The 12645-nt window shown below is 37.8% G+C and carries 14 protein-coding genes; 5 read left to right on the forward strand and 9 right to left on the reverse strand.

Annotated elements, in window-relative coordinates; all coding sequences use genetic code 11:
* Nucleotides 1-132: 132 nt before the first annotated feature.
* Entirely contained in the window at nt 133-618 is a 486-nt protein-coding gene (locus ACRPLY_RS17485; protein ID WP_028411626.1) for a DUF456 domain-containing protein, read from the reverse strand.
* Between the two features lie 86 nt (nt 619-704).
* Entirely contained in the window at nt 705-2360 is a 1656-nt protein-coding gene (locus ACRPLY_RS17490) for a Na/Pi cotransporter family protein (RefSeq protein ID WP_176343412.1), read from the reverse strand.
* Between the two features lie 227 nt (nt 2361-2587).
* Here ACRPLY_RS17490 and ACRPLY_RS17495 point away from each other — a divergent pair, with 227 nt between their 5' ends.
* On the forward strand, nt 2588-3364 hold the full coding sequence (locus ACRPLY_RS17495) for a DUF1189 domain-containing protein (protein WP_205689537.1): 777 nt from the start codon (nt 2588-2590) through the stop codon (nt 3362-3364).
* 151 nt (nt 3365-3515) lie between these two features.
* Here ACRPLY_RS17495 and ACRPLY_RS17500 read toward each other — a convergent pair whose 3' ends face one another.
* Complete coding sequence (locus tag ACRPLY_RS17500) at nt 3516-4727, reverse strand: MFS transporter (RefSeq protein ID WP_028411629.1); 1212 nt, start codon at nt 4725-4727, stop codon at nt 3516-3518.
* A 76-nt stretch (nt 4728-4803) separates the two neighbouring features.
* On the opposite strand from ACRPLY_RS17500, the gene ACRPLY_RS17505 reads away from it, so the two are divergent.
* Nucleotides 4804-5136: a hypothetical protein gene (locus tag ACRPLY_RS17505; RefSeq protein ID WP_432232073.1), complete on the forward strand. Its 333-nt coding sequence runs from the start codon at nt 4804-4806 to the stop codon at nt 5134-5136.
* A 151-nt stretch (nt 5137-5287) separates the two neighbouring features.
* On the forward strand, nt 5288-6391 hold the full coding sequence (gene ispG / locus ACRPLY_RS17510; RefSeq protein WP_201763664.1) for a flavodoxin-dependent (E)-4-hydroxy-3-methylbut-2-enyl-diphosphate synthase: 1104 nt from the start codon (nt 5288-5290) through the stop codon (nt 6389-6391).
* Between the two features lie 36 nt (nt 6392-6427).
* Here ispG and ACRPLY_RS17515 read toward each other — a convergent pair whose 3' ends face one another.
* Nucleotides 6428-6793 (reverse strand): hypothetical protein, encoded by a 366-nt coding sequence (locus tag ACRPLY_RS17515; protein ID WP_013059205.1) that lies wholly within the window; start codon nt 6791-6793, stop codon nt 6428-6430.
* Nucleotides 6794-7052: 259 nt separating this feature from the next.
* On the opposite strand from ACRPLY_RS17515, the gene ACRPLY_RS17520 reads away from it, so the two are divergent.
* Entirely contained in the window at nt 7053-7628 is a 576-nt protein-coding gene (locus tag ACRPLY_RS17520) for a 5' nucleotidase, NT5C type (protein ID WP_432232074.1), read from the forward strand.
* A gap of 30 nt (nt 7629-7658) precedes the next feature.
* Here the strand turns inward: ACRPLY_RS17520 and ACRPLY_RS17525 are convergent, their stop codons facing one another.
* Genes ACRPLY_RS17525 through ACRPLY_RS17535 form a run of 3 tightly spaced genes read right to left on the reverse strand, consistent with a single transcriptional unit; the run spans nt 7659 to nt 9687 of the window.
* Nucleotides 7659-8072 (reverse strand): Fur family transcriptional regulator, encoded by a 414-nt coding sequence (locus tag ACRPLY_RS17525; RefSeq protein WP_013059207.1) that lies wholly within the window; start codon nt 8070-8072, stop codon nt 7659-7661.
* Complete coding sequence (locus ACRPLY_RS17530; RefSeq protein ID WP_028411633.1) at nt 8069-8911, reverse strand: metal ABC transporter permease; 843 nt, start codon at nt 8909-8911, stop codon at nt 8069-8071. The genes ACRPLY_RS17525 and ACRPLY_RS17530 overlap by 4 nt, the downstream gene beginning before the upstream one ends.
* A complete protein-coding gene (locus tag ACRPLY_RS17535) occupies nt 8908-9687 on the reverse strand; it encodes a metal ABC transporter ATP-binding protein (RefSeq protein ID WP_028411634.1) in 780 nt (259 codons plus the stop codon). Before ACRPLY_RS17535 ends, ACRPLY_RS17530 begins: the two co-directional genes overlap by 4 nt.
* A 273-nt stretch (nt 9688-9960) precedes the next feature.
* Between ACRPLY_RS17535 and ACRPLY_RS17540 the strand changes: the two genes are divergently transcribed.
* Entirely contained in the window at nt 9961-10212 is a 252-nt protein-coding gene (locus tag ACRPLY_RS17540) for a DUF2624 domain-containing protein (RefSeq protein ID WP_013059210.1), read from the forward strand.
* A gap of 49 nt (nt 10213-10261) precedes the next feature.
* Here the strand turns inward: ACRPLY_RS17540 and ACRPLY_RS17545 are convergent, their stop codons facing one another.
* Both ACRPLY_RS17545 and ACRPLY_RS17550 read right to left on the reverse strand, forming a co-directional pair.
* Complete coding sequence (locus tag ACRPLY_RS17545; RefSeq protein ID WP_028411635.1) at nt 10262-11149, reverse strand: deoxyribonuclease IV; 888 nt, start codon at nt 11147-11149, stop codon at nt 10262-10264.
* 28 nt (nt 11150-11177) lie between these two features.
* The gene (locus tag ACRPLY_RS17550) at nt 11178-12497 is read right to left on the reverse strand and encodes a DEAD/DEAH box helicase (protein ID WP_013059212.1); all 1320 of its coding nucleotides are present in this window, start codon (nt 12495-12497) and stop codon (nt 11178-11180) included.
* Nucleotides 12498-12645: the final 148 nt, after the last annotated feature.

Below are 12645 nucleotides of genomic sequence, written 5' to 3' on the forward strand. Positions count from 1 at the left end.
CCACAGGTAGGACTCGAACCTACGACCGATCGGTTAACAGCCGATAGCTCTACCACTGAGCTACTGTGGAACAATATAACATTTACTAGCGACATTAAAAATTTAACATGTTTCTGGCCTAAAGTCAATATATTATTTTAAAACAGCGTATAAAAAATAGGCAATCATCAACAGTTGAATAAATCCTTTCGAGATAGCGCCACTAAAAAAGCCAATAACCGAACCTACTCCAATTTTTACTGCGTTGCTAATTGTGGTCCGATGAACAATCAGTTCTCCTACAATCGCTCCGATAAACGGCCCTAAAATAATTCCAAATCCCGGAATAACAAACGGACCCACAAGCAATCCAACTGTACTTCCCCAAACGCCTGCTTTAGTGCCTCCGAATTTTTTCACACCAATAATATTAGCGATATAGTCTGCTAAAAAAAGTGCGACAACTAACAATCCTTGTATCACCCAAAATAACCAGCTATAGGAGCTAAAATCATAAAATAAACCGTATATGACAAATCCTAGCGCTACAAATAGCACGCTTGGGATGATGGGATAAACCAACCCAACAAACGATACAACAAAGCTAATGATAACTAATGCCCAACATAAAATAGCCATGCCCGCACCTATCCTTTTTATTATTACTATTTATCATACAATAACCACTCTTATAAAGAAAGGCCTTGCATGAGCAAGGCCTTTCTTTATTTTACCTTTGAATATGTCTTTAGATAGCGATCTCCGAGTACCGCTTCCGCAATATTAACAGCATGATCTCCAATTCGTTCTAAATTGCTAATGATATCGACAAAAACAATAGCAGCAGAACCTGTACATACATTTTCATTTAGACGTAAAATGTGCTTCTTACGAAGCAGACGCTCCATTGCATCAATCTGCTCTTCTTTTTGAATGACCTGGACTGCTTTTTCTCTATCTACTTTTTCTAAAGCAAAAACAGCTTCTTTAACTGTTACAATAGTCAATTCGAACATATCAGCTAAGTCGGTATTAGCTTCTTTTGTCATTTTCACCTTATTTGTAATTTGATAATCAACAAGTTCAATGATATTTTCAAAATGATCGCCAATACGCTCAATATCTCGCGCAGTATCTAGAAGCACAGAATGCTCTTCGCTTTCAGCTTCTGACATGGAAGAGCGGGATAACAACACTAAATAATTCGTGATTTTTTTATCTAAATTGTTAATGGCATTTTCAATTTGCATAGTAGCATCAGAATGTTTAGGATGGCGCGTCTTCAAATAACTATTGGCTTCTTCTAACCCAATCGTCGCGAATTCTCCCATACGAATAAGCTCTGCTTTTGCCTGCCCAAGAGCAATTGAAGAAGACTGTTCAATAAAAATAGGATCAAGATGTTTAGGTTTAAAGTCTATAACAGCATCTTCACCAGGAATCAGCTTTGTAACAATTAACGCAAGCAGACCGATAAGAGGGAACTGAATAATTGTATTGGTTGTGTTAAAGAGACCATGAGCAAATGCAATCGTCATTTCTGGGTTTAAGCCCATCGTCTCTCTCAAGTACTCCACAAGACGAGTAAATAACGGCAAGATAATTAAAAAGATAGTTGTACCAATTAAGTTGAACATTACGTGCGTTAAAGCAGCCCTTCTTGCTGCCACACTTGCCCCGATTGAAGCTAAAATAGCGGTAATAGTCGTACCAATGTTGTCTCCAAACAATACAGGCAGCGCGGCATGTATATCAATAGCGCCCTGTCCAAAAAGTTCTTGTAGAATTCCGATAGTAGCGCTAGAGCTTTGCACAATCACCGTAAATAAAGTGCCAATTACAACTCCTAAAATCGGATTATCACTCATGCTTACAGTTAAATCATGAAACTGTTGAAGTGAGCGAAGCGGCTTCATCCCGCTTCCCATAAGCTCTAGACCAAAGAATAACATTCCAAACCCAAAAGCGATTTGACCAAAATTTTGAACAGGTTTACTTTTAAAGAAAAAGAGTAAAATCGCTCCCACTGCGAGAATAGGAAGAGCGTAGCTCGAAATGTCAATTCCGATTATAAAAGCTGTAACTGTCGTACCGATATTTGCGCCCATAATAACCCCTATAGCTTGGCGCAAAGTCATAAAACCGGCACTTACTAAGCCTACCGTAATAACAGTGGTTCCTGAGCTGCTCTGAATAAGAACGGTAACCAGAATACCTGCTAGAACTCCCATAAACGGATTAGTTGTGAATCTGTCTAAAATATCGCGCAATCTATCTCCTGCTGATTTTTGCAACCCATCTCCCATGAACTTAATCCCGAATAAAAAGATTCCGAGTCCACCGATAAATTCAAAAATCATTTTTTGAACATCTAGTTCCAAACACCTCAACTCCTTGATTTTTTTCTAACGACATAGAGAAGTCCTCACTATTATTAACGAATCTTAAAAGCACTGTAAACGTTTTTACGCTAATGTTTACAATAACTTAACAGTATATTTACATTGTAATTGGAAACGATTTCTAGAATCTATTGTAAACCTTGAATTTCCGCTATAGAATAAATTATAGTTAGAATTTTTTAATAAAAGGAGGGTTTACAATAATCATGTTAAAAAAGATGGGATGGAGTCTTACTTCCTTTCAAAAAATGAGGTCTCTTCGCTTTGAGCATACAAACAAAACCATTGGCTTCATATTGTTTTTAACACTTATTTCTTTGCTGCCTACATTTTTCTTTATGACGTTGACAATTGTAAACGGCTATCACATTGCTACAACAGAGCTTCCGAAATCGGTTTCTTCTTTTTCTATTTCAAATTCACAGCTTACGTCAAGCCAACCTTTCACAAAAAAAGTAAACGGTACCGCTTTTATTTTAGACCCCTCACAGTCTATTGAACGGTTTCATTCCCCTGCTCATGCAATTGGTTTTTTAAAGGATGGAATTTACATCACGACTAATTCACAAACACAAACGTATTCATATGAGTTGCTAAACTGGCATCATAAAGATAAAAATGAACTGTTAAACTTGCTGCACGAACAAAAATTTTCTTTATACATACTTGTCCCTATCGCTATGCTTTTACTGTACGTATTAACATCTGGACTAAACTTCCTTTCTATTACCTGCCTTGCTTATCTTGGAAAACTGATTGGACTCATCACTAAGAAGCAGCTTCCTTTCAAACAGCTATGGGCACTGAGCGCTTATAGTACGGTAGCCTTCACGCTGCTTTATACGCTTTTTGAAGCTTTTTCTTTGTCTCTAGCAACACATAGCTCTCTTTACTGGATAGGAACGTTCTTCATTTACTTATTGCTCGTCACAAGGGTTCCTATGAGAAAAAAGGTAAAACCTAATAAAGCGATTGAAACATAACGAAATGAATCCAATCAACGGCTAGAAGCACCTACATACATAAAATCTATGTTTACCCTGCCAATGAAAAGCTCCGAACGAATTTAATTCTTGATCAAGAATCAAATTTGTTCGGAGCTTCTTCAACTAACATACTTTTGTCCCAGCCTCTTTATTTCTGTACAACTTTTCTTCTCCCCATTGCAGAAGAAAAAATTTTCAACTGATACAAAACCCACAAACCTCCTGCTGCGAGCAAACTAAAGCTATAAATAAACATCAGCCTTTCAGTATGCATCCACACTTCAAAAACAACGGGTCCCAACGCTACTCCTAAAAATCTCACCGTTCCATAAATGGATACAATAAATCCTCTTTCTTCGTCTGAAGCCGCTGAAGTAATCATCATATTAATACAAGGAAGAACAAATCCTAAGCCGCCAAAGGCGACTGTCAAACAAAACATCAGCACAGGAAGCGTATAAATCACCGTTAATACTCCAAACATTACGAATAAAAGAATCATTCCTACTATCATCAATTTTTTCATGAGCACTACATCTGTTTTGATTCGCTGACCGGTCCAATAAGAAACGAGCGTCATCGCGCCAAGAGGAAATAAAAAAGCGGTTCCTTTGAAAAAACCGTCTATATGATACGTTTCCTCTATTAAAAAAGATAAGTAATATAAAATGCCAAATAATAAAAACAACCCCAGTCCCCCGACAAAGAATAAAGGAAAAAGCGATTTTCTTTTATCATAGACGATCCCAATGGCTCTCTTTAAATACTCTCCAACAGATACTGAATCTGAACCTGTTTTCGCTTCTCTCACATACATGGCTATACCTACTAAAGCAGCACCTGCAGCTAAAGGATACACAAAAAATGCGGCATACCATACAACGAGTGCCGCCGTTGCTCCAATTATAGGTGCAACCACTTTTCCAGCTCCATTATATACTTCTAAAATCCCAAGGACTTTTGCTCTTTTTTCCCCTGTAAATACATCTCCAGTTAATGCCATTGCCAACGTTGTAGTACCAGCAGCGCCAATCCCTTGAATCACTCTTCCAGCCATCAACACAGCAAAGCTTCCAGAAGAGACCAAAGCGCTACTAGCAGCGACAAGGCTACCGATTATCATCACGATGAGGGAATACATAATTAATTTTTTACGTCCATATCGATCTGATAGAATTCCTACCGCAGGAATACACAATGCAGCCGGAATCGAAAATACACTCAGTATCAAACTGGTTTGGACTCCACTTAAGTGAAGTGACTTTTGAATGCTTGGCAGCAGAGGAATGAGCATGGAATTTCCCAGCACCATGATTAAAGGCAATAAGCCTAATGAAACAATCATTAATTTTTCTTTCAATTTTCGTTCTCCAATCATATTTAAGTAAGACAAGCATAGGCTTTACACATAAGCAAAAGAATGAAGGAGGAGCATAATGAAAAAGCTATGTGCATTAGCCACTTTCGCTTTTATCGGATATATTTGTCACTACGACATTAAATACGGGACCATTCCTACTGCGACTGAAGCAGTTCAAGTCAGCAAAGCGCAGCCTGCAGAAACAAAAGCCGCCAGCTCTTCTTCCACCTATACAAAAATAAAAATTAAGCCAGGCGATACAGTTTTGTCCGTCATTGAAGAGCTTACAAAAAAATCGATACCGGTTTCTATGAACCAAATGATTAAAGACTTTAAGAAGTTAAATAACGGTACAGCGCCTGAAGATATTCAAATTGGAAAAACGTATAAGTTCTCTATTTACAAGTAATGACAGCATTCTTCTTGTCAAGATGGGATAGTCATTGTTAAAATAGCTAAGGTAGTACTTTCTACTAGTTATTTTGTTCATAAAGAGTTATTCTATTAATGAATTCAAATTCTTGATTTCATTTTGAAGGAGAGATTATCACGTGAGTGAAATTATACATCGTACAAAAACACGCCCCGTTAAAGTTGGAGATTTAACAATTGGGGGCAGTAACGAATTAGTTATTCAAAGTATGACAACCACTAAAACACATGATGTTGAAGCAACGGTTGCAGAAATTAAACGTTTAGAAGAAGCAGGATGCCAAGTTGTTCGTGTTGCTTGTCCAGATGAGCGCGCAGCAGATGCAATCCCTGAAATTAAAAAACGCATTAACATTCCATTAGTTGTAGATATTCATTTTGACTATCGCTTAGCGTTAAAAGCAATTGAAGGCGGAGCGGATAAAATCCGTATCAACCCAGGTAATATTGGACGCCGTGAGAAAGTGGAAGCTGTTGTAAATGCTGCAAAAGCTAAAAATATTCCAATTCGTATTGGAGTTAACGCCGGTTCACTGGAAAAACGTATTTTAGATAAATACGGCTATCCGACAGCAGATGGCATGGTAGAAAGTGCACTTCATCACATTAAAATTTTAGAAGACCTTGATTTCCATGACATCATCGTTTCAATGAAAGCATCCGATGTTAACTTGGCAATTGAAGCATATGAAAAAGCTGCTCAAGCTTTTGACTACCCTCTTCACTTAGGAATTACAGAATCGGGTACATTATTTGCGGGAACTGTAAAAAGTGCAGCAGGTCTTGGCGCTATTTTGTCTAAAGGAATCGGAAATACATTACGTATTTCTTTAAGTGCGGATCCTGTAGAAGAAGTAAAAGTTGCACGCGAGTTGCTAAAATCATTCGGTTTAGCTTCCAATGCTGCAACGCTTATTTCTTGCCCAACTTGCGGACGTATTGAAATTGATTTAATTAGCATTGCTAATGAAGTTGAAGAGTATATTTCAACTGTAAAAGCACCGATTAAAGTAGCGGTACTTGGCTGCGCTGTAAACGGTCCTGGCGAAGCTCGTGAAGCTGATATCGGGATTGCAGGAGCACGCGGTGAAGGTCTTCTATTCCGCAAAGGTGAAATCGTACGCAAAGTTCCGGAAGAAACAATGGTTGAGGAACTAAAAAAAGAAATTGATAAAATTGCTGCTGAATATCACGCAAAGCAAGAAGCTGAAAAAGCTGCAGCTAAATCATAACCAAAAAAAGCGAGGCGCATATGCGCCTCGCTTTTTTTATGAAAAGAACGGTAATATAAACGTACCGACAATAATCGATACAACTCCGATCCCTATTGCCCATGCTCCTAGCGTAAGTGCTCCTTTTCTGCGTGCGATAAACCCTAGAATAATCCCAGCGGCACCAAGAATAATTGGTAAAAAGAATAGTGAAAGAATCGAAAGCACGAGTGCGAAACGACCGTATCCCGTTCCTTCTCCTCGTCCAGCGACTTCATGATTGCGATTGCGGTCAATATCTATAACTTCACGCTCTGCATGTGGCTCTCCTACTCGGTAAGGAACGCCCACTTCAGCTGCAGTTTCTTCCATGAAATCAGCTTCATATACATCTTTTCTACGCCTTTGTTCTTCATTCTCCATGCTTAATCCCTCGCTTTCGTAAATAAGGAGCATTTATAGTATCTGAATGCGAGAAAAAATTATAAGTGTTAATCTTATACAGCTGCTCATTTTCTTGCAAAAATAGATACCTGCACGATTCCCACACCGTATAATCATCCTTATCTTTTTTCTTAAGGAGTATAAAAAGTATTACTGTTTCTCTTTAGGCTTTATGTTACACTAGACAAGAATAATCAAGCACCTAAGTAGAATAAACGTATTAAAGGAGTGCACGTAGTTGACAAAAAAGTTTGGAATTGACATTGATGGAACTGTTACCTCTCCTGAAACTTTTGTTCCTCATTTAAATAAAGCCTTTAACTTAAATTTAACACTTGAAGATATTACAGAATATGATTTCAGCCCTTTTGTAAATGTATCACCTGCAGAACTCGGGAAATGGTTTAAAGCAAATGAACGCTCTATTTACGAAACCTCTCCACTTGCAGACGATGCAAAAGCGGTTTTGCAAAAGTGGCATCAAAAGCACAAATTATTCTTTATTAGTGCAAGGCACGATCAGCTATTGGACGTCACGGAAGAATGGTTTCAAAAAAATGAGCTATCGTTTCATCACATTGAGTTAGTCGGCTCTCATTTTAAAGTTGAGACAGCAAAACGATACGATGTTGATATCTTTTTTGAAGACAAACATGATAATGCTTGTGAAATCAGTGAAGAATGCAATATTCCCGTTATCTTATTTGATACTCCTTATAATCGCTTACCTGTTCCAAAAGGAGTGGTTCGCGTATATAACTGGCTAGAAGCAGATCAGTGGGTAGCCGACTGGTTAAAAGAACAGCAAAAATAAAAAAGAGAGGTGCATAGCACCCTCTCTTTTTTATTGATTACATTCTATACATTGACCGTAAATTTCGAATTTATGGCCTGTAATATTATACCCTCGCAAATCCTCGTCTACATACTCCATCGGACAAGCTTCAATTTCTTTTGTTTTTCCACAATCTAAACAAATGAAGTGGTGATGATGATGAGCAGTTGCACATTTAAATCGAAAGTGCTTTTCGCTCGAAAGCTCCGTCATTTCAAGTACGCCTAACTCTACAAATAATGATAAATTACGGTAGATTGTATCAAAACTTAGACCAGGATAATCAGGCTTCATATATTCTAATACATCTTTTGCCGTTAAGTACTTATTTGATTTTGAAAACAAGGCAAGCATTTCTTCACGTTTTCCTGTATGTTTATATCCTTGATCTTTTAATAAATGAATGGCTTCAGTTAAATTCATTTTTGTTTCCCCTTCCGTCCTTTATTAATCATAATAGATATGATTAAAATAACAACAGCAATGACAACAATTGTACCGCCTGGTGCTAAATCCAAGTAGTACGCTGAAAATAATCCGCCTAAAACAGATATTTCACCAAAAATCACCGAAAGCAGAATCGTTTGTTTAAAGCCTCTAGCTAAGCGAATGCTTGCTGCTACAGGAAGAGTCATAAGCGATGACACCAATAGAATACCGACGATACGCATCGATACAGCAATGACAAGAGCAACCATCACGATAAATAAAAAGTGCATCCACTTCGATTTAATTCCAGAAGCAGAAGCATGCTCCTCGTCAAAAGATAAAATAAATAATTCTTTATATAAGAAAAAGACAATAGCTATTACAAATACGGCTATGACAACAACTGTCCAAAGATCCGAACGACTAACTGCACTCACGCTTCCAAACAAATAATTCATTAAATCATTATTAAAACCGTCTGCCAGCGAGATACAAATTGCACTAATACCAATTCCGCCCGATAAAATAATCGGAATGGCCAGCTCTTGATAGTGCTTGTAGACCCCTCGAAGCTTCTCGATAAAAAGAGCCCCTGTAACGGAAGACACCATTCCTAAATAGACGGGGTTCACTCCTTGCATAAACCCTATTTTCTGACTAAGAAGCAAGCTCGCAGAAATTCCGGCTAGCGTCACGTGACTTAACGCGTCTGCAATTAAAGAAAGACGTCTTACTACGATGAACGTGCCCAATAAAGGAGCTAAGACGCCAATAATCATACCTGTTAAAAATGCATTTCGCAAAAACTCAAATTGAAATAAACTGCTTATCATACGTGCTGCCCTCCATGATGATGATCATGGGTTAACACATGAACATTATGACCATAAAACATAGATACGTCATGTTCACAAAGCTGTTCGAATTCTTTGGCATTCCCATGAAAGTGTAAAAATTTATTTAAACAAGCAACGTGGGTTACTTTTTCCGAGACAGTTCCAATATCGTGAGTAACAAGCACAAGCGTAATTCCTTTTTCTTTATTTAACTTTTCAAGAAGCTCATAAAAAGTGTATACATTTTGTGCATCCACTCCGACCGTAGGCTCATCTAAAATTAACAGCTCGGGCTCACTTACAAGCGCGCGTGCAATAAAAATTCGCTGCTGCTGACCACCGGATAGCTCTCCTATGTTTCGATTTAAAAATTCGCTCATCCCCACTGCTTCTACCGCTTCTTTTACCTTTTGTTTATGAGAAGCATTCATAAAGCGAAACAAACCTAGTTTTGAAGTAAGGCCCGTGGAAACCACTTCAAAAACGGTAGCAGGAAAGCCGCTGTTGAAACTATTCGCTTTTTGCGATACATATCCAATTTTACTTCGTTCTTTAAACCTTCTCTGATCTTTTCCAAATAAACGAATTGAACCTTGAGATGGTTTTTGCAAACCAAGCAAACATTTGATTAGCGTTGATTTCCCAGAACCATTTGGACCAACGAGCCCCAAAAAAGCTCCTTTTGGAATTGAAAAACTTATATCTTCTAATACATTCACTCCATCATATTGAAATGATAAATGATCAATTTCAATGATATCAGGTGTATTCATATGCGCCTCACCATTCTTTTTTTATATTTCTCCATACAAAAGAGGGCACGGTTTCTATCGTATACTCCGTTACCCATTTACTTTCTCAGAATCATTACGATTTAGTCATTAATGTAGTATACAGGATTGTCTTTTATTTGTAAACTAAGCCGTTTCACTCTTTCGCTTTCTTACCCCCGTAGGTTCATCCGACTCAAAATGTTGTTTTATTACACAATATAGTCACATCTTTCTTTTTTATTCATAAACTGTATATGACGAGGAGGTAATCATATGAAAATTGTACAGCAGATTGTCAATAAGAAAGTAAACAATATTACCCCGAAAGAGCTTTTAAAGTATAGCAAACAATACAACATCCCCATTACAGATCAGCAGGCACACACCCTTGTATCTGTCATTAGACAGCAGCCCGTAAATATTTATAACCTTGAAGAGCGCCGAAATTTAATCAAACAAATTGCTCAAGTAACAGATCGTGAAACTGCCAGACGCGTGAACGAATTATTTCAGCAGTTAATGTAAAAGAAGAGGTCATGTCTGTAGACATGACCTCTTTCAATCACATATGAAATTACATAAGCTTTTGTTTTAATTCTGAATCAAAGCTTTGTGCACGAATCATATCAATTTCCAATTGATATGGCGCTTTTTTATTTTTCTTATCTTCTCCTACATAAGGAGTTTCTAGAATTTTAGGAACTTCTTTAAACGCTGGGTGATGAACAATATAATTCAGTGCACCAAATCCGATTTCACCAAACCCAATGTTTTCATGACGGTCTTTTCGAGCACCGCATACATTTTTACTATCATTGATGTGAAGCACTTTAATTCGCTGTATTCCTACGGTTTTGTCAAATTCATTTAATACACCGTCAAAGTCTTGAACGATATCGTAACCAGCATCATGTACGTGACATGTGTCAAAACAAACAGAGAGCTTTTCATTGTGCGTCACACCATCAATAATTTGGGCGATTTCTTCAAAGCTTCTTCCACACTCTGTTCCTTTTCCAGCCATTGTCTCAAGCGCAATTTGAACTTCTTGATCAGCTGTCAACACTTCGTTTAGACCGTTGATAATTTGCTGAATACCAGCATCTGCTCCGGCCCCCACATGAGCCCCTGGATGAAGAACAATTTGCTTTGCGCCAAGAGCATGGGTGCGCTGAATTTCAGACGTTAAGAAATCTACTCCAAGCTCAAATGTTTCGGGCTTTGTTGTATTCCCTAAATTAATGATATAAGGAGCATGTACAACAATATCTTTCATTCCATGCTCTTTCATATGCAAAAGACCAGCTTCAATATTAAGCTCTTCAATCTTTTTGCGACGAGTATTTTGTGGAGCGCCTGTATAGATCATAAACGTATTTGCTCCATAAGAAGCTGCCTCTTCACTTGCTCCTAAAAGCATCTTTTTGCCGCTCATCGATACGTGAGAACCAATTTTCAACATTCTTTTTTACACCTCTAACCTATTGCGATTAACGATTGTTGCGTCTTTCACTACGCTTTTTCTTTTGCACGTACTTTGTAATTTCACGAGCACGTTTTTTCTTATAGCCAGGCTTTACTTTCTTAGGCTTTTGAATAAAGCGATGTGCCTCTTCTCCCACTTCATCCGCTTTCTTCACACGCTTTTTACGGCGGTTACGGTCATCAATAGAAACCCATTCTTGCTTTTGAAGATCTTTGTTTACAAACTCGATTCCCATTTTCTCTAGCTTATTTACTGCATCTTCATCTTCCACATCGAAGATTGTAGCAGCAATTCCAGAATGACCAGCACGAGCTGTACGGCCTACGCGGTGAATGTAGAAATCTAGATCTGAAGGAAGCTCAAAGTTAATAACGTGTGAAATCCCTTCAATATCAATACCGCGAGCTGCTAAATCTGTCGCTACTACGTATTGAAATTCTAAATTATTAATTTGCTTCATCATTTTCTTACGGTCACGAGGAGATAAGTCTCCGTGAATTCTTCCTACTTTTAAGCCTTTAGACAGTAGGTCATCTGCTACTTCGTCCGCCATTTTCTTTGTATTTGTAAAGACGATAGCTAAATAAGGATTATACGAAATAAGCATATCGTGCAGCAGCTTAAACTTGTTACGATGACGTAGTGGAACTAATACATGCTCTAATTTAGCCGCTGCTGCTTGCTTCGGCGAAACATGCGTAAATTTTGGATTTTCCATGTATTTTTTTAAGAATGGCTTTAATTTTTCAGGAATCGTTGCTGAAAAAACAAGCATCTGTAATTTTTCAGGCATGTTGCTTGCCAAACGGTCCACATCTTCTAAAAATCCCATATCAAGCATTAAATCAGCTTCGTCTACTACTAACGCCTTAGTTGTATACACAACTAACGCTTTTTCATTTACTAAATCAAACAAACGAGCCGGTGTTCCTACAACCACTTGAGGCTGTTTCTTTAATTTGTCGATTGTACGCTGCTTATCTGTACCGCCGATAAAACATTTTGCTGAAATTTCTTCTCCTTCAGCACTGTGTTTTGTTAGCTTTAAGACTTCTTGATAAATTTGAGAAGCAAGCTCACGAGTTGGAGCGGTAATTACAACTTGTACTTCTTCTTTTTTAGGATCTACCTTTTCAAGTAAAGGCAACAAATAAGCGTGTGTTTTGCCCGTCCCTGTTTGTGACTGACCAATTACACTTTCCCCTTTTAAAACGGAAGGAATTAAGCGCTCTTGAATCTCTGTAGGCTGATAAAAACCTAATTGTTTAATTGCTTCTATTAAAAATGGTTGAAACTCAAAACGTTCAAAGTTTGTTTTTTCCATAATAGTCTCCTTTTTTACATTCACGTTCATCTTTTAAGGCACAATATATGATTATAATCGATTTTTCCTTCTGTGACTACTTCTCATTCATATTACTAAAACTTATTACCTGTTTCAAAAACATTTTATCGCGAGTTGCATACGATAG

The organism is Priestia sp. TGN 0903 (assembly GCF_050846855.1).
Classification (GTDB): Bacteria; Bacillota; Bacilli; order Bacillales; family Bacillaceae_H; genus Priestia; species Priestia zanthoxyli.